Origin of the sequence: Bradyrhizobium sp. WBAH42 (assembly GCF_024585265.1) — a bacterium.
Taxonomy (GTDB): Bacteria; Pseudomonadota; Alphaproteobacteria; order Rhizobiales; family Xanthobacteraceae; genus Bradyrhizobium.
The window spans coordinates 1,583,232-1,604,003 of the sequence record NZ_CP036533.1; the positions used below are offsets into that span (position 1 = coordinate 1,583,232).

The 20,772-nt window shown below is 65.5% G+C and carries 19 protein-coding genes; 8 read left to right on the forward strand and 11 right to left on the reverse strand.

The features are described from left to right. The first annotated feature begins 117 nt into the window (after positions 1-117). Positions 118-768, forward strand: a complete 651-nt coding sequence (locus tag DCG74_RS07385) for a hypothetical protein (protein ID WP_172786057.1) — start codon at positions 118-120, stop codon at positions 766-768. Between the two features lie 211 nt (positions 769-979). On the opposite strand, the gene gspM is transcribed toward DCG74_RS07385, so the two are convergent. The 6 genes from gspM to DCG74_RS07415 form a co-directional block, all read right to left on the reverse strand. Beyond that, on the reverse strand, positions 980-1,465 hold the full coding sequence (gspM, locus tag DCG74_RS07390; protein ID WP_172786056.1) for a type II secretion system protein GspM: 486 nt from the start codon (positions 1,463-1,465) through the stop codon (positions 980-982). A gap of 5 nt (positions 1,466-1,470) precedes the next feature. Beyond that, positions 1,471-2,037 carry a F0F1 ATP synthase subunit B gene (locus tag DCG74_RS07395; RefSeq protein ID WP_172786055.1) on the reverse strand — a complete coding sequence of 189 codons (567 nt, stop codon included), beginning with the start codon at positions 2,035-2,037 and terminating at the stop codon, positions 1,471-1,473. A 62-nt stretch (positions 2,038-2,099) separates the two neighbouring features. Beyond that, positions 2,100-2,327: a F0F1 ATP synthase subunit C gene (locus DCG74_RS07400; protein WP_018643436.1), complete on the reverse strand. Its 228-nt coding sequence runs from the start codon at positions 2,325-2,327 to the stop codon at positions 2,100-2,102. Between the two features lie 53 nt (positions 2,328-2,380). Then, positions 2,381-3,130: a F0F1 ATP synthase subunit A gene (locus tag DCG74_RS07405; protein ID WP_172786054.1), complete on the reverse strand. Its 750-nt coding sequence runs from the start codon at positions 3,128-3,130 to the stop codon at positions 2,381-2,383. 111 nt (positions 3,131-3,241) lie between these two features. Then, positions 3,242-3,616, reverse strand: a complete 375-nt coding sequence (locus tag DCG74_RS07410; protein WP_025033499.1) for an AtpZ/AtpI family protein — start codon at positions 3,614-3,616, stop codon at positions 3,242-3,244. A gap of 45 nt (positions 3,617-3,661) precedes the next feature. Next, the gene (locus DCG74_RS07415; protein WP_172786053.1) at positions 3,662-3,994 is read right to left on the reverse strand and encodes a hypothetical protein; all 333 of its coding nucleotides are present in this window, start codon (positions 3,992-3,994) and stop codon (positions 3,662-3,664) included. Between DCG74_RS07415 and DCG74_RS07420 the strand changes: the two genes are divergently transcribed. Then, positions 3,969-4,487, forward strand: a complete 519-nt coding sequence (locus tag DCG74_RS07420) for a hypothetical protein (protein ID WP_373569514.1) — start codon at positions 3,969-3,971, stop codon at positions 4,485-4,487. The two genes, DCG74_RS07415 and DCG74_RS07420, sit on opposite strands and share 26 nt — an antisense overlap. Before the next feature lie 142 nt (positions 4,488-4,629). Then, the gene (locus DCG74_RS07425) at positions 4,630-5,103 is read left to right on the forward strand and encodes a secondary thiamine-phosphate synthase enzyme YjbQ (protein ID WP_172786052.1); all 474 of its coding nucleotides are present in this window, start codon (positions 4,630-4,632) and stop codon (positions 5,101-5,103) included. Positions 5,104-5,168: 65 nt separating this feature from the next. On the opposite strand, the gene DCG74_RS07430 is transcribed toward DCG74_RS07425, so the two are convergent. Continuing rightward, positions 5,169-6,794, reverse strand: a complete 1,626-nt coding sequence (locus DCG74_RS07430) for an MFS transporter (RefSeq protein WP_172786051.1) — start codon at positions 6,792-6,794, stop codon at positions 5,169-5,171. Positions 6,795-7,126: 332 nt separating this feature from the next. On the opposite strand from DCG74_RS07430, the gene DCG74_RS07435 reads away from it, so the two are divergent. Continuing rightward, positions 7,127-7,798 (forward strand): response regulator transcription factor, encoded by a 672-nt coding sequence (locus tag DCG74_RS07435; protein ID WP_172786050.1) that lies wholly within the window; start codon positions 7,127-7,129, stop codon positions 7,796-7,798. A gap of 4 nt (positions 7,799-7,802) precedes the next feature. Here the strand turns inward: DCG74_RS07435 and DCG74_RS07440 are convergent, their stop codons facing one another. After that, positions 7,803-10,634 (reverse strand): tetratricopeptide repeat protein, encoded by a 2,832-nt coding sequence (locus tag DCG74_RS07440; RefSeq protein WP_172786049.1) that lies wholly within the window; start codon positions 10,632-10,634, stop codon positions 7,803-7,805. 194 nt (positions 10,635-10,828) lie between these two features. Here DCG74_RS07440 and DCG74_RS07445 point away from each other — a divergent pair, with 194 nt between their 5' ends. From DCG74_RS07445 to DCG74_RS07455, 3 genes are all read left to right on the forward strand, one after another. Continuing rightward, the gene (locus tag DCG74_RS07445; protein WP_172786048.1) at positions 10,829-11,248 is read left to right on the forward strand and encodes an organic hydroperoxide resistance protein; all 420 of its coding nucleotides are present in this window, start codon (positions 10,829-10,831) and stop codon (positions 11,246-11,248) included. A 35-nt stretch (positions 11,249-11,283) separates the two neighbouring features. After that, positions 11,284-12,312: an alpha/beta fold hydrolase gene (locus tag DCG74_RS07450; RefSeq protein WP_172786047.1), complete on the forward strand. Its 1,029-nt coding sequence runs from the start codon at positions 11,284-11,286 to the stop codon at positions 12,310-12,312. Positions 12,313-12,383: 71 nt separating this feature from the next. Then, complete coding sequence (locus DCG74_RS07455) at positions 12,384-12,944, forward strand: cytochrome P460 family protein (RefSeq protein ID WP_172786046.1); 561 nt, start codon at positions 12,384-12,386, stop codon at positions 12,942-12,944. Positions 12,945-13,537: 593 nt separating this feature from the next. On the opposite strand, the gene DCG74_RS07460 is transcribed toward DCG74_RS07455, so the two are convergent. Together DCG74_RS07460 and hemA are read right to left on the reverse strand one after the other, a co-directional pair. Further along, positions 13,538-17,047, reverse strand: coding sequence for a PAS domain-containing hybrid sensor histidine kinase/response regulator (locus DCG74_RS07460; protein ID WP_172786045.1), 3,510 nt, complete (start codon positions 17,045-17,047; stop codon positions 13,538-13,540). A 361-nt stretch (positions 17,048-17,408) separates the two neighbouring features. Then, positions 17,409-18,638 (reverse strand): 5-aminolevulinate synthase, encoded by a 1,230-nt coding sequence (gene hemA / locus DCG74_RS07465; RefSeq protein WP_172786044.1) that lies wholly within the window; start codon positions 18,636-18,638, stop codon positions 17,409-17,411. Positions 18,639-18,916: 278 nt separating this feature from the next. On the opposite strand from hemA, the gene aroQ reads away from it, so the two are divergent. Then, complete coding sequence (gene aroQ / locus DCG74_RS07470; RefSeq protein ID WP_172786043.1) at positions 18,917-19,348, forward strand: type II 3-dehydroquinate dehydratase; 432 nt, start codon at positions 18,917-18,919, stop codon at positions 19,346-19,348. Between the two features lie 170 nt (positions 19,349-19,518). On the opposite strand, the gene DCG74_RS07475 is transcribed toward aroQ, so the two are convergent. Then, entirely contained in the window at positions 19,519-20,580 is a 1,062-nt protein-coding gene (locus tag DCG74_RS07475; RefSeq protein ID WP_172786042.1) for an MBL fold metallo-hydrolase, read from the reverse strand. Positions 20,581-20,772 lie beyond the last annotated feature (192 nt).

Genomic DNA, 20,772 nt, shown 5'->3' on the forward strand with positions numbered 1-20,772 from the left:
GCCGTCTGGTGCGGCCGCGTCCCCCTTTTTGCTGCCTTGGGTTCGCCGATTTTGGCGATATAACCGCGTGCCGCGGCCGGCGATCGGCCGGGCAATTGTCATGGAGTACGGGCGTCGATGGTGCAGGAGCTTCGGTCATCGCGGAATGCGTTGCGACTGGGAACGGGGATCGCACTGGCGTTGTCGGTTGCGCTGGCGTCTGTCTCGCCTGCGGCGGCGCAGTCATTGACCGACCGCTTCAAGAGCCTGTTCGGCGGCAAGTCCGACGAGCCGGCCGAGCCGAAGCCGGCGCCTGCGCCCGGGCAGCCGGCCGAAGACGACCTCGATTGCCCGCAGGTCACGGTGCGCGCGGGGGCCTCGACCTACGCGGTCGGCGCCAGTGGCAAGCCGGCCGTCGGCAATGACATCCGCTTCCAGGCCTCGATCACCAAGATGGCGCGCGAATGCTCCCGCAGCAGCGCTGGCATCACGGCCCGGATCGGCATCCAGGGCCGCGTCATCGCCGGCCCCGCCGGTGCGCCTGCCTCCGTCGAGGTGCCGCTGCGCATCGCCGTCGTGCAGGGCGGCGTCGGCGAGAAGGTGATCGCCTCGAAAGCCTACCGGACCACGGTCGCTATGTCGGAAGGCGGCAGCGTGCCCTTCACCTTTGTCGCCGAGGATCTGGCCTATCCGACACCGGCGCCCGCCGTCGCCGATAACTACATCTTCTATGTCGGTTTCGACCCGCAGGCGCTCTCGCCCGAACCGAAGGCGCGGAAGAAGAAGTAACCTGAGGTCTTGCGGCAATCTCAGCTGTCATTGCCCGCGAAGGCGGGCAACCCAGTATTCCAGAGGCCGCGGTGCTTGAACCGAGAAACCTCGGCGTACTGGATCACCCGCCTCCGCGGGTGATGACACCGCGATTGTGGATGCTGTTACCCGACAAACAAAAAAGCCGGCGCTCATCGCGCCGGCTTTTTGATTGGGTGAGGCAAATCCCTCAGTTCAGCTTCTGCCGGACTTCGTTGATGCCCTTGGCGAGCAGGTCGTCGGCAACTTGGCCCTTGACCGATTGCGACAGGATGGTCGAGGCAGCCTGGACGGCGGCTTCCGCGGCTGCGGCGCGGACGTCGGCCAGCGCCTGGGCCTCGGCCAGCGCGATCTTGCTCTCGGCGGTCTTGGTGCGGCGGGCGACGAAGTCTTCCATCTTCGCCTTGGCGTCGGCAGCGATGCGCTCGGCCTCGGCCTTGGCGTTGGCGATGATGTCGGCAGCCTCGCGCTCGGCCGTGGCACTGCGCGCCTTGTAGTCGGCGAGCACCTTGGCCGCCTCCTGCTTGAGGCGTGCGGCGTCGTCGAGCTCGGCCTTGATGCGGGCGGCGCGATGATCGAGCGCGGTCATCGCCGACTTGAAGACGCCGAGATAGCCGAACACGATCATCAGGATCACGAAGGCGACGGCGACCCAGGTTTCAGGATCGAAGAACATCTCGACTAACCCTTCAAGGACGCGTCAACGGCGGCATTGACCGAGGCGGCATCCGGAATGACCCCGGTGAGCTGTTGCACGATCTGGCCTGCCGCGTCGGCCGCGATGCCGCGGACGTTGCTCATGGCGGCCGTGCGAGTCGAGGCGATGGTCTTCTCCGCCTCGGCGAGCTTGGCCGTCAGCTGCTCTTCCAATGCCTTGCGTTCGGCGTCCGCCTGCGCATTCGCCTTGTCGCGGGATTCGTTGCCGATCGCCTGCGCCCGCGAACGCGCCGAGGCGAGCTCGCTTTCATAGGCCTTCAGCGCAGCTTCGGACTGGTCCTTCAGCTTCTGCGCCTCGCCGAGGTCGCCCTCGATCTTGTTCTGGCGTGCTTCGATCGCACCGCCGACCTTCGGCAGCGCGAGCTTGGACACGATCACGTAAAGCAGGACGAAGAAGATCGCGAGCGACACCAGCTGTGAAGCAAAGGTGCTGCTCTCGAACGGCGGAAAGCCGCCGCTGTGATGACCGCCATCGGCTTCGGTGTGGGCACCCGCCGCCGGTCCTTTTGCCCCGCCATGACTCTCGGCCATGGAGTACTCCTGTTGCTGTCACGCGCCGCTTCGGATGAAGCGGCGCGGAAGAAGTCGTTCCTTTAGAAAACGAACAGCAGAAGCAGCGCGATCAGCAGCGAGAAGATGCCGAGCGCTTCGGTCACGGCGAAGCCGAAGATCAGGTTGCCGAACTGGCCCTGAGCGGCCGAGGGGTTGCGAACGGCCGCGGCGAGGTAGTTGCCGAAGATCACGCCCACGCCGACGCCCGCACCGCCCATGCCGATGCACGCGATGCCCGCGCCGATAAGTTTTGCTGCTGCCGGATCCATTTTAGACTCCTTGGAAGAAAGATTGGGTTGTGGGTGGAAATTCCCCGGACCGCTCAGTGTCCCGGATGAATGGCGTCGTTGAGGTAGATGCAGGTCAGGATCGCGAACACGTAGGCCTGCAGGAACGCGACCAGGATCTCGAGAGCGTACAGCGCGACCGTGAGCGCCAGCGGCAGCACGCCGCCGACCCAGCCGATGGCGCCGAGCGAGAAGCCCAGCATGGCGACGAAGCCCGCGAACACCTTCAGCGCGATGTGGCCGGCCAGCATGTTGGCGAACAGACGAATGCTGTGCGAGACCGGCCGCAGGAAGAACGACAGAACCTCGATGAACATGACCAGCGGCAGGACGTAGCCGGGGACGCCGTGGGGAACGAAGATCTTGAAGAACTTCACGCCGTTCTTGGCGACGCCGTAGATCAGCACGGTGAAGAAGACCAGCAGCGCCAGCCCGGCCGTGACGATCAGATGGCTCGATACCGTGAAGGTGTAGGGGATGATGCCGACCAGATTCGAGACGCAGATGAACATGAACAGCGAGAAGATCAGCGGGAAGAACTTCATGCCTTCCGCGCCGGCCGTCGAACGGATGGTCGAGGCCACGAACTCGTAGGAGATCTCGGCGACCGACTGCAGGCGCCCGGGAACCAGCTGCGAGCCGCTGGCGAGCATCAGGATCGAGATGATCGCAACCGCGACCAGCATGTAGAGCGACGAATTGGTGAAGGCGATCGTGTGATTGCCGATATGGCCCAGGGTGAAGAGAGGCTCGATGTTGAACTGGTGGATCGGATCGATTTTCATCGGCGCGGCATCTCTTGGTCTGCCGGGCATGCCGGCGGGTCTCGGTCTGCCGGCCGGGCCGGCCCGTACCGGCGAGGCCGGCACGATCATTCCTCTCCTGGTGGGACCAGCTTACGAACCACCGCGCCTGTTTTGACCCGCGCCTGCCGATCTCACCACATTCACCACGCCGGCGACGAAGCCCAGCAGCAGGAACACGATGAATCCGAAAGGCGACGTCGACAGCAAACGGTCGAACCCCCAGCCAATCCCCGCTCCGACAGCGACACCGGCGACCAACTCGGAGGATAACCGAAAACCAAGCGCCATCGCCGAGGCTCTGGCCGCTTTGTCTCCATCGTCACCTGCGGGTTGCTCGGTCTTGGCCCTGCGGTCGCGAAATTCGGACAACCGCTGATCAAGATTTCCGAGCCGATCGGAAAGCGCGGCTTCCTCGGACGATCTATCGCGATCTCCATCTTCGCCGTGTCCCGTGCCCTGTGTCATGCAACGAAGACCCGAAACGCTGAATGGAAATTACGCCCGTCACCCTCAAAAGCCGCGCGGACCATACTGATGGCCCATAATCAAGTCAAGCCAAGTCACGATTGCGTCGCTTTCAATTATGTCTTTGATTTTCTTGACGATATTGACGCGCGCAGCAGCGCTGCACACAGCGTGACGCCGCACCGCAGCAGGTCTGCTCATGATCTGCGAATGCAGCCGTGCTTTCGCCGCGCTGGTGGGATCAAAGAAGCCGTCGCGTTCGTTGATTTCAGGGGCGGGTTTTTTGGCGGCGGATTGCCGGCTCAAGGGTGTAGACTTGCACAGCAGCCGCAGCACCGCCGGGGCGGAGACAATGAAGAGACCTGCGACGACATCCACGACATCATGGCTCGCGGCGGCGGCCGCGGGGATGGTCGTCAGCGGCGGCCTCGTGGCCGCGCAATCGGCGCCCGACGGCGAAAATGGCCGCTACAGCATGACGCCCATTCCCGAGGGCGTGCTGCGGCTCGACACGCGCACCGGCACGGTATCGACCTGTACCAAGAACGGCGCCGGCTGGGCCTGCTACGCAGTGCCTGACGAGCGGACGGCATTCGATGCCGAGATCGGCAGGCTCCAGGCCGAGGTCGAGAAGCTGAAGGGACAGCTCGCGGCGGGACCGCCGGTGTCGGGCAAGATCGACGAGGCGCTGCCGAAATCCGATCAGCTCAAGAAAGCCGAGCCCAAGGTCGCCGAGGGCGAGCGCAAGATCGAGATCCCGCTGCCGAGCGACAAGGACGTCGACCGCGTGATGTCGTTCCTGGAAAAGGCCTGGCGGCGGCTGATCGACATGGCCAACCGCGTGCAGAAGGACGTGTCAGGGAAGATTTGAGGCGTGACGAGCTGCCGTAGGGTGGGCAAAGGCGCAAAGCGCCGTGCCCACCATGCCTCTACGACAATGAAGGAAGACGTGGGCACGGCGCTTGCGCGCCTTTGCCCACCCTACCGCAATGTTCGATCAATCGAGACCCGCTATGACATCAGCCAGATCCGTCACACGCTCCGCACCGTCGTCGGTGCAGGCTACCACCGTCACATCGTCGCTGCTCACCGTGCAGACGCCCGGCCGCGGCTTCACCGATCTGACCAGCGAGGCCGCGAAATTCATCGCCGAGGCGCACGCAGGTGAGGGCGCGTTGACGCTGTTCATCCGCCACACCTCGGCCTCGCTGACGATCCAGGAGAACGCCGACCCTTCCGTGCTCGTCGATCTCACCACGGCCCTGTCACGGCTCGCACCGGAGAATGCCGGCTGGACCCATGACACCGAGGGACCCGACGACATGCCGGCCCACGTCAAGACCATGCTGACGCAGACGTCGCTCCAGGTCCCGGTCCTGGACGGCAGGCTCGCGCTCGGCACCTGGCAGGCGATCTATCTGATCGAGCATCGCAGCCGCCCGCACCGCCGTGAGATCGTGCTGCAATTCATTGGCAGCAACCGCTAACCAGACAAAGCAAAACCGGCCGCGGAGACCGCGGCCGGTTTCGTGTCGTCGATCTCTGCTTCGGATCAGGTCGCCTTGATGTCGACGTCCTTGGTCTCCGGCAGGAACAGGAAGCCGATCACCACGGTAATCGAGGCGAAGATGATCGGGTACCAGAGGCCGGCATAGATGTCGCCGGTCGAGGCCACGATGGCGAAGGCGGTGGCGGGCAGGAGGCCGCCGAACCAGCCGTTGCCGATGTGGTAGGGCAGCGACATCGAGGTGTAGCGGATGCGGGTCGGGAACAATTCGACCAGCATCGCGGCGATCGGGCCGTACACCATGGTGACGAACAGGACCAGGATGAACAGCAGGCCGATGATGGCCGCCACCTGCGGACGGAAGATGTCGAGCGGGTGCGACATCTTCACGATGCCGGCGTCACCCGCCTTGGGATAGCCAGCCGCCTGCACCGCGGCGAGAACCGCCGGGTTGCTGTCCTTGGCGTTGGCGTAGGGCACGTCCTTGCCGTTGACCACGACCTTCACGCCCGAGCCGGCCGGACCCGGCGTCGTCGCATACTTGACCGACGATTGCGACAGGTAGGCGCGCGCGGTGTCGCAAGGCGCGGTGAAGACGCGGGTGCCGACCGGGTTGAACAGATCGCCGCAGCCGGCGGGATCGGCCACCACCTCGACCTTGACCGACTCGATCGCCTTTTCCAGCGCCGGATTGGCGTTGGTGGTGATCATCTTGAAGATCGGGAAGAAGGTCAGCGCCGCGATCAGACAGCCGCCGAGGATGATCGGCTTGCGGCCGATCTTGTCGGACAGCATGCCGAACACGATGAAGAAGCCGGTGCCGAGCAGCAGCGACCAGGCGATCAGCAGGTTGGCGGTATAGCCGTCGACCTTCAGGATCGATTGCAGGAAGAACAGCGCGTAGAACTGGCCGGTGTACCAGACCACGCCCTGGCCCATCACGCCGCCGAGCAGAGCGAGCAGCACGAGCTTGCCGTTCTGCCAGTTGCCGAAGGCCTCCGTCAGCGGCGCCTTCGAGCCCTTCCCTTCCTCCTTCATCTTCTGGAAGATCGGCGATTCGTTCAGGCGAAGCCGGATCCAGACCGAGATGCCGAGCAGCAGCACCGACACCAGGAACGGAATGCGCCAGCCCCACGCCGCGAAGTCGGCCTCGCCGAGCGCGGTGCGGGTGAACAGGATCACCAGCAGCGACAGGAACAGGCCGAGCGTCGCCGTGGTCTGGATGAAGGAGGTGTAGAAGCCGCGCTTGCCGTTCGGCGCATGCTCCGCGACGTAGGTCGCCGCACCGCCATATTCGCCGCCGAGCGCCAGGCCCTGGGCGAGGCGCAGCGCGATCAGGATGATCGGAGCCGCGATGCCGATGGTGGCCGCGTTGGGCAACAGGCCGACGATGAAGGTCGACAGGCCCATGATCAGGATGGTGACGAGGAAGGTGTATTTGCGGCCGACGATGTCGCCGACGCGGCCGAACACGATGGCGCCGAACGGACGCACCAGAAAGCCCGCGGCAAACGCCAGCAGCGCGAAGATATCGCGGGTTGCCGGCGGATAGGCCGAGAAGAACTGCGCGCCGATGATCGAGGCGAGCGAACCGTAGAGATAGAAGTCGTACCACTCGAACACGGTACCGAGCGAGGAGGCGAGAATGACGAACCGTTCGTCCTTCGTCATCCCTCCCGCGCCTGCTTGAGACACAGCCATTGTCGACATGTTGAGTCGCTCCCCGAAATACGTTTCCTCGCGCCCCCAGAATGTCCGGACGTGCCGGATCAGCCCAGGTCTTGACCACAAGGTAACATCGGCGTGAAACCCGCCCCAATACGACTTTCGGCCTTGCGCACGGGCGCTGTGGTATCCGGGGCCGGTGCGCAAGCACCGAGACCAGGGATTAACCCCTTTGCAGCAAAGGGATAATGTGCACTTGCATGCCACGGCCGCTCGGGGAAGAATTGACCCGCCCGGGATCTGTTCGCCGACCCGGCGCGAACGACAGCAAGAGAACGATGAACGCTCCTTCGACTCACCTCGTCATCGCCGATGATCATCCCCTGTTCCGCGATGCGCTGCGGCAGGCGGTGGCAGGCGTCCTCCCCTCGGCCCGGATCGACGAGGCCGGATCCTTCGAGGACCTGACCAAGCTCCTGGAACAGAACTCCGAGGTCGACCTCGTCCTGCTCGACCTCTCCATGCCCGGGATCTCCGGCTTTTCCGGCCTGATCTATCTGCGCGCGCAATATCCGGCGATTCCGGTCGTCATCGTCTCGGCCTCCGACGACAGCGCCACGATCCGCCGCTCGCTCGATTTCGGCGCGTCCGGCTTCATCCCCAAGCGGTTCGGGGTCGAGACCCTGCGTGACGCCATCCTCAAGGTGATGGAAGGCGACATCTGGGTTCCCGCCGATACCGACCTCTCCGCCGCCGCCGACCCCGACATGACGCGCCTGCGCGACCGCCTGGTGACGCTGACGCCGCAGCAGGTTCGCGTCCTCATGATGCTGTCGGAAGGTCTCCTCAACAAGCAGATCGCCTACGAGCTCGGCGTCTCCGAGGCCACCATCAAGGCCCATGTCTCGGCGATCCTGCAAAAGCTCGGCGTCGAGAGTCGGACGCAAGCGGTGATTGCCGCCGCGAAGATCGCCGGCGGCCAATGGAAGCAGGGCACGCCGACGGGGTGAGCCGCTACAGCGTGGTCAGAAGCAGGTTGGCCGCTCTGATATCCGCCGTCTCGGAGCCCTCGGCAAAGCCCTCGAGCGCCGATTGGAGCCATCGCTTCGCCTCGTCGCGCTGCCCGCGTTCAGCAAACAGCCCGGCGAGATCGATCGCGGCGCGCAGCTCCCACGCTGTGGCGCCTTGGCGGCGACACAGATCCAGCGCTTGCATCAAGTGAACCTCTGGTTGCTCGGCTCTCGGCTCTGGCAGGTGCAACAGGACCTTGGCCTTCATCCGCAGCAATTCAGGCATGTAGAGATGATCGCCGCTCTGAGCGACGAGGCGGATCGCATCGTCGATCAGGCGCGCGCTCTGCTCGATCTGTCCAAGCGCCAGCAAGCCTTGAACCAGCGCGATGTTGAAGGTGGTGGTGAGCAATTCGTAGCCGGCCTCGTGGAGCTCGCATAGGCAAGCCTCGATCGTCTCGACGCCATGTGCGGCGTCTCCCCGCCGGATCGCCAGTTCGCCTTTCACGCCGCGGCCCACCAGGAGATAGGGACCCATCGATCGAGATTCGGCATGCGCGATGAACTGGTCGATGCGCTGTTCCGCGCCGTCGAGATCACCGTCCCAAAGCGACATCGAGACCGCCCAGATCAGCGCGATGCAGAGCGTGATCGGATGCTCCATCTGCGCGGCTTCAGTCACCGTCTGTTCCGCCAGCTGCCGCGCGTCCGCGGGCCGGCCCTGCAACCAGAGTTCGCGCGCCAGCGTGATGCCGGCCCGGTTGCGATGGTCGAAGCCATGGATGGTGCTGATTCGTTCCGCGCCCGGCCCTTGCCATGCGACCTCCAGCATCCTCAGCGCGTCGCGGTGCTTGCCGGCCAGATGAAGCGAGACCCCGAGCAGCGAATGGGCGAGGACGATCGAGCCGGGATCGCCGAGCGGCTGCGCGACCGCAAGGCTCTGCTGCGCATAGCCAAGCGCGGCGTCGAACTGCCCCATCCGTTCGTGGAAGATATGCATGCGGCCGAGCAGCTGGAGCTGGTTCGGCGCGTCGCCGCGCGCCTCGGCGATCGCAAGGCTCCGGCTCAAGGCCACGCGCGCCGCCTCGCTGCCGCCGCGCGTGAACATCAGGGTCAGTCCGAGGGCGGCCTGGATGTGCATTTCAGCGGCGCTGCCACGCGCGGACGGGGTCATCGCACGCAGTGCCCGTTCCGACCAGCGCCGGCATTCGACCAAGAGCGACATCGCGAGGAAGATCGGTGCTGCCGCGGCGGCGAGCGCAATGCCGGCATTGGCGTCGCCGCCCGCGCCAAAACTCCAGTCCAGCGCGGCACGCACGTTGTGGAGCGCGGAGAAGTGGATCGCCCGTTCGTCGGCGTTCGGTGTTGCCGCCCATGTGCTGCCGGCCTGCTCCAGCCATCGCCGGTAGTAGGTCGCGTGGCGGGCGGCGAGCGCGGCGTCGTTCGGCTCGATCTCGAGCAGATAGGCGCGGGTGGTATCGAGCAGACGGTAGCGCATCATGGCGCCGATCGGCCGCGGCGCGACCATCGATTTGGCGACGAGACTGTCGATGGCATCGAACAAGCGGGAGCGGTCGGCACGTTCATCCGGGACGACCTCGAGGGCCGCGTCGATGGTGAAGTGACCCACGAAGACCGCCAGCCTCCGCAGCACGAGGCGCTCGATGTCGGACAGCAGCCCATAGCTCCAGTCCAGCGTCGCCCGCAACGTCTTCTGCCGCGGCGGCGCGGTGCGCTGGCCCTGCCAGAGCAGATTGAGACGCTCGTCGAGCAGCGCGGCCGTCTGCTGCAGGCCGTAAGCTTCGACGCGGCCGGCGGCGAGTTCGATCGCCAGGGCCATGCCGTCAAGATTGCGGCAAATCCTCGCGATAGTCGCGGCGTTGGTATCGTCCAGCGTGATCTGCGCGCCGCCGGCCGTGGCACGTTCGAGGAAGAGCTGAAGTGCGGGATAGGTCTGCGCAGCCGCCGCGGTCAGCCCGGCACTGTCAGGCGGAACGGCGAGCGGCGCCAATCGATAGACCTGCTCGCCCTCGACGCGCAGGGCTTCGCGGCTGGTGGCGAGAATGTGGACATCCGGCGCAGCGTGGAAGATCGCCGAAGCCAGCGGTGCCGCCGCGGCGATGACATGCTCGCAATTGTCGAGGATGAGCAGCATCCGCTTGTCCCGGAGATGCGCGAGCAGCGCGGGCAGGGGGTCGTCGGTCTCGGCCGGCAAGCCGAGCATCAGCAGGATCGAGGTGATCACGAGATCGGGATCGCTGAGCGCGGCAAGGTCGACGAAATGCGCGGCGTCGGAGAACGTCGCGAGCAGCTCGTGGGCGATCGCGACCGCGACGGCAGTCTTGCCGACGCCGCCCGGACCGACGATCGCGACGAAGCGGGAGGTGAGAAGCTTGTCGGAGATGGCGGCGACCGCCTGGTCGCGTCCGACCATCCGCTGCAGCCGGTTCGGCAGCTTGACCGGCGGCAATTCCATGGACGGGGGCGAGCGCCGCGCTGCCGGAAGCTCCGTCTGGGAGATCGGCGCCACGAAGCAATAGCCGCGCCCGGAAAGCGTGGCGATGTATCGCGCGCCGTCCTTGCCGTCGCCGAGCGCCTTGCGCAGAGCGGCGATGTGAAAGCGCAGATTGGCCTCTTCGACGGTGATGCCGGGCCACACCAGGGCCATCAGATCCCATTTGCTGACGACCTCGTTCGGCCGCGACATCAGCGCGATCAGCGCGTCGAAGGCCTTCGCGCCCAGCGGCACCGCGACGCCGTCGCGCGTCACGAGCCTTTCATGTGGCGCTACGGTGAATGGTCCGAACGAGAGCCTTGGCCCGGCCGGCGTGGTCATCGCGAAATCTTGCTCATTTGCGAACCGGATAGCCAGAGGGCAGCCATCCGGCAAGGCCTGCGTTGCATCGGCATCAGGCCACGTTTGCAGGCCTCGCAACAGCTTCTGCGCCGGCCTCACAATTTCTCACAAGTCCCAACGGGTTTCCGGAGCACGTCGCTGCTAGTCAGGTGCGCGACGGCAAGGAGCTCTCCATGACAGAAACGGCAAAACTGCTCTACACGGCCCGGACGCACACCAACGGCGGCCGCCACGACGGCATGTCGCGCAGTTCCGACGGTCGCCTCGACGTCAAGCTGTCGCCGCCGGGCGGGGCCGGCATCGGCACCAATCCCGAGCAGTTGTTTGCGGCCGGCTGGTCGGCCTGCTTCGAAGGCGCGATGGAACTCGCCGCGCGCAAGCGGAAGGTGATGCTTCCCAGGAAAAGCGCGATCGATGCGGAGATCGATCTCGTGCTCGACGAGGGCGCCTACTCGCTGAGGGCGCGCCTCAATGTCAGCCTGCCGGGGCTCGACCCCGAGATCGCACGCGGCATCCTCGATGAAGCGCATCAAACCTGCCCCTACTCCAAGGCCGTCCGCGGCAACATCGACGTCACGATCGCGCTGATCTGACGCACCATCATCAACCACGACGAGGTCACACCATCATGAAGCAGATCATCGATCAGCACCGCCGCCAGTTTCTCGGCATTGCCACGGGAGCCGCCGCCGTCGGTCTCGGCATGGTCGCGTTCGCTCGTGCCGAGACGGAACCGCAGCGAACCTCCGCATCGAATACATCCTTCGGCGCGATCAAGCAGATCGATGCCGGCGTTCTCAACGTCGGCTATGCCGAGGTGGGGCCCTCGAACGGTCCGGTGGCGATCCTGCTGCACGGCTGGCCCTACGACATTCACGCCTTCATCGACGTCGCGCCGCTCCTGGCCAAGGCCGGCTATCGCGTGATCATCCCATACTTGCGTGGCTACGGCGCGACGCACTTCCTCTCCAGCGAAACGCCGCGCAACGGCGAGCCTGTGGCCATGGCCGCGGACATCATCGCGCTGATGGACAAGCTCGAGATCAAGAAGGCCGTGGTCGCCGGCTTCGACTGGGGTGCGCGCACCGCCGACATTATCGCCGCGCTGTGGCCGGAGCGTTGCCGCGCGCTGGTATCGGTCAGTGGCTATCTGATCTCCAGCCAGGCTGCCGGCAGCGCGCCGTTGCCGCCGCAGGCGGAGCTGCAATGGTGGTACCAGTTCTACTTCGCGACCGAGCGCGGCCGCGCCGGATACGAGAAGTACACGCACGATTTCGCCAAGCTGATCTGGAAGCTCGCCTCGCCGCAGTGGAAGTTCGACGACGCCACCTTCAACAGGAGCGCGGCGGCGCTCGACAACGGGGATCATGTCGCGATCACCATCCACAATTACCGCTGGCGGCTCGGGCTCGCCCAGGGCGAGGCGAAATACGAGCACCTCGAAAAGAAGCTGGCCGCAGCTCCGCAGATCGAGGTGCCGACGATCACGATGGAGGGCGATGCCAACGGCGCGCCCCATCCCGACCCCAGCGCCTATGCCAAGAAGTTCTCAGGCCGATACGAGTTTCGCCTGATCACCGGCGGCGTCGGCCACAATCTGCCGCAGGAAGCACCACAAGCCTTCGCCAAGGCCGTCATCGACGCCGACGACGCCTGATCGTTCATGCGATGCCTCGGTCCAGCTTGGCTGGACCGGGAATGTGCCGCGATCCAACTAGAAGAAACCTCATGCCATCTATCGAAGCTGAAAAGAAAGAGCGCTCCTACGTCACGGCGATCACGCTGGCCGTGCTCCTCCTGGTCGTTCTCCTGACTTGCGTGCCGTATCTGGTCTCGATCGCTCTTGCCGAGGGGCCTCCGCAAAATACCGCGGACGCCTCGCCGATCTTCGGCGTCACCATTCCGCCCGGCTACAAGCAATGGGAGCTGATCGCTCCGGCAGAGGAGGCCGCCCCGCTCGACGAACTTCGCGCTGTCGTGGGCAACCAGACCGCCATCGACGCCTATCAAGCCAGCAAGCTCCCATTCCCGGACGGCACCATCCTGGTCAAGCGCGCCTGGAAGCGCAAACAGTCGCCGGAGTTTGCGTCCGCGACGATTCCCGGGGCCGCCACAACGGTCCAGGTGATGGTCAAGGATTCCAAGAAATATGCCGCAACGGGCGGCTGGGGCTTTGGCCGCTTCATCGACGGCAAACCGGTCGACGAGGCTCAGCACCGCACGTGCTGGGGCTGTCACGAAGCCCGCGCGAGGAGCCGCGACTACGTCTTCACGCGGCTTGCGCCCTGAGCGCAGCTTGGCTGCGCAATCATTCCGCCCCCACCGTCTTGTGCCATCATCCACTCTCTTCCTTGCTCGGTTCGGGCTCGAAGCCCATGCAACTGTTCGGTTGAGGAAGACACCGGATCTGTCCCACGCTCCCGGACAGGCTCTCAAGGCCTTTGAGCACGGTCGGGCTCAGATCCAGCGACGGGCGGTTGGTCAGAACCGCCCGTTCGCGTTTTTTGGCATAATTTGCAGACACAAGAGCACGGCATAAGCCGTCCGACCATCGCGCAGGGAAGGCCGTGTGTTCGGCTTCACCTGTATGCTGCTGTGCGGTTCTTCCTGCGTGTGCATTTCGCGCAGCGGACCGCGGGTGCCAGCCAGCACCCGGCCTTCCCTGCGCCCTTTCTCCAGGAGGGCGCGACACGAAGCGCAAAACTCGGGCGAAACGCGCCGCGAGAAGGCGAAGCCTGTCTGCGAGTCGAGATGCTGGTTTGAGGACGACAACGGTTGCTCCGTCATTGCGAGCGCAGCGAAGCAATCCAGACTGTCTCTGCGGACGGATTCTGGATTGCTTCGCTGCGCTCGCAATGACGATGTGGAGGTACCAGTGCGTCTCACTCCGCCGCCACCATCTGCTGCGTGCGCCACTGCCCAAGGAGAGCACGCAGCGAAGCCGGCTTCACCGGCTTGTTGAGCACCGCGATCTTCTCGTCGCGCGCGGCGACCTGCACGGCGGGGCTGCGATCGGCGGTGATCAGGATCGCGGGGATGCCGTCGCCGAAGCGGCGGCGGATCTCGCGGATGGCGGCGATGCCGTTGCCGCGATCGAGGTGATAGTCGACCAGGAGGCCGGTGACGCGCCGTCCGGCGGTTTCGATGGCGGCGATCGCCCCTTCGGGATCGGCGACCGCGATCACCTCGGCGTCCCAGGCCTTGAGCAGCGTGCGCATGCCGTCGAGGATCGCCGCATCGTTCTCGATGCAGACGATCAGCGCGCCCGAGATCGGCGTGCGCGCCAGCGGCGTCGCGCTGGTCACGGCCGCGGTGTGGGTGATCGCCTTCGCCGTCGGCACCGTCACGGAGAATACCGAGCCGCCACCGGCATTGGCCTCGATGGCGATGCCGTGATTGAGCACGCGTGCCAACCGTTCCACGATCGAGAGCCCGAGGCCGAGACCGCGCGCGATCCGCGCGCCCTGCTCCAGGCGATGGAATTCCTTGAAAATCTCGCCGCGCTTGACCGGGGGGATGCCGACGCCGGTGTCGTAGACGCAGATCTTGAGCGAGGCGCCGCGGCGGCGGCAGCCGACCAGCACGCGGCCGCGCGGGGTGTATTTGATCGCGTTCGAGATCAGGTTCTGCAGCAGCCGCCGCAGCAGCAGGCGGTCCGACTGCACCGGCAGCGAGCAGGGCACGAAGGCGAGTTCCAGGCCCTTGGCGCGCGCGATCGGCGCGAACTCGATTTCCAGCGAGCGCATCAGATCGGCCATCTTGAAGCTCGAGATCGAGGTCGTCATCGCACCGGCATCGAGCCTGGAGATGTCGAGCAGCGCGCCGAGGATTTCCTCGATCGCCTGCAGCGATTCGTCGATGTTCTCGACCAGCCGCGTCTCTTCGCCATTGTGCTGGCGCTCGACGAGGCTCGTGACGTAGAGCCGCGCCGCGTTCAGCGGCTGCAGGATGTCGTGGCTGGCGGCGGCGAGGAAACGCGTCTTGGAGATGCTGGCGTCCTCCGCCGCGCTCTTGGCGAGAGCCAATTCGGAGTTCAGCCGCGTCAGCTCTTCGGTGCGGTCGCGCACGCGCTTTTCCAGCGTCGCATTGGCGCGCTCCAGCGCTTCCGCGGCTTCGAAGGTGGGCGTGACGTCGGTGAAGGTGATGACGAAGCCGCCGCCGGGCATGCGGTTGGTGAGCACTTCGATCACCATGTGCCGCTCCGGCAGGCGCTCGAGATAAGGCTCGCTGTCGGTGGTGTAGGCGGCAAGGCGCCGCTTCAGCAGGGCCTCGCGCTCGAGCGGATCGTTCGGATCGCCGAGGCCGATGAATTCCAGGATCTCGTGCAAGGGCGTGCCGAACTGGATCAGATGCAGTGGCACATTGAGGAGATCGCCGAACTGCCGGTTGGAGCAGATCAGTTGCAGATCGGCGTCGAACACCGCAATGCCCTGGCGCACATGGTTGAGCGCGGTCTGCAGGATCTCGCGGTTGAAATGCAGCGCCGCGTGGGAATCGTCGAGCAGCTTCAGTGCGGCCTTGGCGGAGACCGTTCGCTTGCGCAACAGCAGCGACATCACGAGGCGGGAGGAAGCCGCGCCGATCGAGGAGGCAATCAGGTGCTCGGCGTGTTGCAGCAGCTCGAAATCGGCGGGCGCACCGGGCTCCAGCCGCACGTTGCGCCGGGCCGAGAAGGCCTCGAAGGATTGCCGCGCGCGGTCGGGCCCGAGATATTGCGCCACCGTGGTCTGGATGTCCTGCACGGTGACCGTGGTGCGCCAGCGGCGGAAGCTCGGCGAGATCGGTGCGAGCGTGTTGGGCACGAACAGATCGGCCTGCAGCAGCTCGATGGAGGACGGCCGGCGCGCCAGCGACAGCAGCACATAGGTCAGGATGTTGAGCGACAGCGACCAGATCACGCCGTGCATGAGGGGCGGCAGGTCGGCGCCGAACAGTGCCTGCGGCCGCAGCGCCTCGATCCCGAACGGGCCGTGCTGCAGCAGCAGGATGCCTGATGTCGAGGAATCCATGAAGCTCGGCATGAACAGCGTGTAGAGCCACACCGCAAAGCCGACCAGCATGCCGCCGATCGCCCCGCGCGCGGTCGCGCGCCGCCAGAGCAGCCCGCCGAAGAAGCTCGGGGCAAGCTGGGCAATGGCGGCAAAGGAGAGCAGGCCGATCGCCGCGAGCTGGGTGTTGCCGAGCGCGCGATAGTAGAAATAGGCCATCACCATGATGGCGAAGATCGCGAGCCGGCGCGAGCGCAGCAGGAAGTTGCTGAAATCGGCTCCGCCGGCGCGCCCCTCCGGCCGACGTTTCAGCACCAGGGGCACCACGAGGTCGTTCGAGACCATGATGGAGAGCGCAACGCATTCGACGATCACCATGGCGGTCGCCGCCGACAGTCCGCCGACGAAGACGGCGACGCTGAGCAGGTCCGCGTCGCCCTCGATCGGCAGGGCAAGCACGTACATGTCAGGGTCGGCCGCGCCGAACGGGAAGGTCACGAGGCCGGCGAGCGCGATCGGGATCACGAACAGGTTGATGGCAACGAGGTAGAGCGGGAACAGCCAGCGCGCGCGGCCGACCTCGGCATCGCTGGAATTCTCCACCACGCTGACGTGAAACTGGCGCGGCAGCAGCATGATCGCGCACAACGACAGCAACGTCATGGTCAGGAAGTTGCCGATCGACGGGGAATAGTTGATGGCGCGCACCGCTTCCGGCGTCCTCATCGCACGCTCGATCAGTTCATGCGGCGAGAACATCCAGAAGGTGACGAAAATGCCGGCGGCTAGAAAGGCGACCAGCTTGACGATGGATTCGGTCGCCACCGCCAGCATCAGGCCGTGCTGGTGCTCGGTCGCGTCGGTCTGCCGCGTGCCGAACAGCACCGCGAAGGCCGCCATCGCCAGCGTCACCATCAGCGCCATGTCGCCGAGGATCGGGATGTGCGAGAAGGCCTGGTCTTCGCTCAGGATCGTGCCCAGCGAGGAGGCCACCGCCTTGAGCTGGAGCGCGATATAGGGCACCGAGCCGATGATCGCGATTGCGGCGACGGTCGCCGCCACCGCCTGGCTCTTGCCGTAGCGGGCACCGATGAAGTCGGCGATCGAGGTGATGTTGTGGGCCTTGGCGAGCTGGATGACGCGGCGGAGCACGCCGGCTCCTAGCCCGATCATCAGGATCGGACCGACATAGATCGCGAGGAAGTCGGTCGAGGTGCGGGTGGCGAAGCCGACCGAGCCGAAGAAGGTCCAGGACGTGCAGTAGATCGCCAGCGAGAGCGGGTAGATCAGCCCGGAGGCGCGGCCGCGCCCGGCCGGCGAGCGGCGATCGCCGTGACTCGCCACCAGGAACAGGAAGCCGATATAGCCGAAGGCGGCGGCGATCACGCCCCAATCGTGCAGCATGGGTCGGGGGCTCTCTCCCTGGGCGCCGGCGGCGCCCGAGCTCATTTTCCCCGTAAATCTAGCGCGTTGAGCGGACGCAAGCGACAGCGAAATGCCCGGCGCCCGCGGGAACTGCGGGTGTCGTTAAGCCGTAGGATGAGCTGCCCGCTCTTACCCTCCCCTGGAGGGGGAGGGCTATCGCATTTGAGAGCCCTTCCCCGCGGCCATCCTTCGAGACGCCCGCTTGAGGCGGGCTCCTCAGGATGAGGACGGAGTTGAGGAGGCGCGCCAGCGCCGTCTCGAAGGACGAGGCGTGCGCACCGGCCGCCGCGAGAAGTCATATGCGATAGGCCTGCCCTCCAGGGGAGGGTAAGGGAGGACCCTATTCCGCTGCCAGCGACTTGGCGCGCAGCGGCAGGCCGAGGCGGTCCCACACTTGCAACAGCGCTTCGGCGAGCTGATCGATCAGGCCGTCGTCATGATAGGGCGAGGGCGTGATGCGCAGGCGCTCGGTGCCCTTGGCGACGGTCGGATAGTTGATCGGCTGGATGTAGATCCCGTGCTCTTCCAGCAGCAGGTCGGAGGCCTGCTTGCACTTCTCGGGATCGCCGACGAACAGCGGTACGATGTGGGTGTCGCTCGACATCACCGGCAGGCCGGCGGCATTGAGGATCGCCTTGACGCGGGCGGCGCGGTCCTGGTGACGCTCGCGCTCCCAGCTCGACGTCTTCAGGTGCCTGATCGCGGCGGTCGCGGCCGAGCAGACCGCCGGCGGCAGCGCGGTGGTGAAGATGAAGCCCGGCGCATAGGAGCGCACGGCGTCGATGATCTGGCCGTTGGCGGCGATGTAGCCGCCGAGACAGCCGAACGCCTTGGCCAGCGTGCCCTCGAGAATGTCGATGCGATGCATCACGCCGTCGCGCTCGGCGATGCCGCCGCCGCGCGGGCCGTACATGCCGACGGCGTGGACTTCGTCGACATAGGTCATCGCGCCATACTTCTCGGCGAGATCGCAGATCCTGGCGAGCGGCGCGACATCGCCGTCCATGGAATAGAGGCTCTCGCAGACGATCAGCTTCGGCCGATCGGGGCCGGCCGCTTTCAACAGTTCTTCGAGATGCGCAACGTCGTTGTGGCGGAACACGATCCGCTCGCAGCCGGACTGGCGGATGCCCTCGATCATCGAATTGTGGTTGAGCTCGTCCGACAGGATGAGGCAGTTCGGAATGAGCTTTGCGATGGTCGGGATGCCGGTCTGGTTCGAGACATAGCCCGAGGTGAACAGCAGCGCGGCTTCCTTGCCGTGGAGATCGGCGAGCTCGGCTTCGAGCTGCACCAGCGGATGATGCGTGCCGGCGATGTTGCGGGTGCCGCCGGCGCCGGTGCCGACCCGCGTCGCGGTCTCGACCATGGCGCCGACCACCTTCGGATGCTGGCCCATGCCGAGATAGTCGTTGGAGCACCAGATCACGACGTCGCGCTTGCCCTTGGGCGAGTGCCAGACCGCGTGCGGGAACCGGCCGGCCGTGCGTTCGAGGTCGGCGAACACGCGATAACGCCGCTCGGTATGGAGGCGATCGAGGGCGGTATCGAAGAATTGGGCGTAATCCATCGGCAAAACCTGCAACGGAACCTGACCAAGGGGACGCATCTACTTAGAGCTTTTCCAGCTCTAATGTCTATGCGCTATCCCACATTTGGATCTGTGGAGCATTTGGGCAAAATGCCCTATCCGGCGCGTCGCAGTTTGATCCCGATCAACCCTGCGCGACATATAATGCTGCTCTGCACCATCTGCCGGGCGAGGGTTCGGCCCCTTGGCCTCTCGTCTTCCGTCGCGGCCCGGCACGCGCTTTCCTTGCTCAACCAGGTCTTCGAAAGGGCCCTTCCATGAAGCGCGTGATGATCCTCAACGGTCCCAACCTCAACATGCTCGGTATCCGCGAGCCGCACATCTACGGCACCACGACGCTCGCGGAGGTCAACGCGAGCTGCGAGGCGGCCGCCGCAACGCTCGGCCTCAAGCTCGCCTTTCATCAGTCCAACCACGAGGGCGTGCTGGTCGATCTGATCCAGTCGGCGCGGCAGGACGCCGATGCCATCGTCATCAATCCGGCCGGCCTGTCCTTCACCTCGGTCTCGATCATGGATGCGATCAAGACGTTCGAGGGCCCGGTGCTGGAGGTCCACATCTCCAACATCCACGCCCGTGACGAATATCACCGGCACTCCAAGATCTCGTTCGTGGCGACCGGCGTGATCTGCGGGCTCGGGCCGTTCGGCTACATCGCGGCGCTGCACGCGATCGCGAATATGAAGTGAGGTGATTGCCGCGGGGCTGGTCTACTCCCTCGCCCCGCTTGCGGGGAGAGGGTTGGGGTGAGGGGGACTCTCCGCGGGGACGGTGAGAGTAGGACTCGCAGAGACTCCCCCTCACCCGGTCGCTTCGCGACCGACCTCTCCCCGCAAGCGGGGCGAGGTGAAGAAAGAACTCACGTCGTCCGAAACTGCAGCACGCCGTCCTGCATCTCGGCCGTGAGGCGGCCCTCGACGATCATGTAGTTGACGTGGGCGACGAGCTCGCCGGCGGCAAAGCCCATCTGGTGCTCGTCGAGCACGTGCTTGTTGAACACGACAGGCACCAGGGCGCGCGAGGTTTGCGGCACCTCGCGGCAGGCTTCCGCGATCAGGCGGCAGCGCTCCTCGTGGTGGTCGGCGAGCTGCTTGATGCGGGTCTTCAATCCGTAGAACGGCACGCCGTGGCCGGGCAGCACCAGCACGTCATAGGGCAGCGTCGTGGTGAGGCTGGCGAGCGAGGCCAGATATTCGCCGAGCGAGTTCTGGTCGGGCTCGACCGCCCAGACGCTGACATTCGGCGAGATCTTGCTCAGCACCTGGTCGGCGGAGAGGAACAGCTTGTCGTCGGCGCAATACAGCATCACCTGGTCGAGCGCGTGGCCGCCGCCGGTGATGACCTTGAAGCGGCGCGTGCCGATCACGACGTCGTCGCCATGCGAGATGCGGCGGTAGGACGGCGGCAGCACCGAGACGCGCTTGAGATAGTCCTGGCCGCGGCCGAGCAGCTTTTCCGTGAGCGACTCATCCATGCCATGGCGGCGGAAGAACAGCCGCTGCGCCTCGCGCCGCTCCTCGGTGCCGCGGTTCTGGTGATAGACCGATTGCAGATATTCGACCTGCGACATCACCAGCGGGCAGTTGAAGCGCTCCACGATCCATCCGGCGAGACCGACATGGTCGGGGTGCGAGTGGGTGACGATCAGGCGCGTGATGGTGACGCCCTTCAGCGGGCCGTCGAACAGCTTCGTCCAGGCCTCGATCGTCTCCTCGTTGCCGAAGCCGGCATCGATCATCGCATAGCCGTCGCCATCGGCGAGCAGGTAGATGTTCACGTGGTTGAGGCGAAACGGCAGCTTCAGCCGCGCCCACAACACGCCGGGCCTGACCTCGACCACCTGTTCGGGGCCGGGATGCTGTTCCCAGGGGTAGCGCAGGGCCTCGGCCGAGGACGGCGCGGTATCGGTTTTTGAGCTCATGCTACCGGCTTAAACCCAGCGCGCGCGGGGCGCCAGCCGAAAAAGGATGCTGGGCGGCGACCGCATGGCGGTCATACCGAGGAGTGTTTTTCCGTGATGTGGGACGGTCGTGCCCAATACCCGCTGCACCTCTCCCGCTTGCGGGGGAGGTCGGCGCGTAGCGCCGGGTGGGGGCTCTCTCCCCACGGGGAT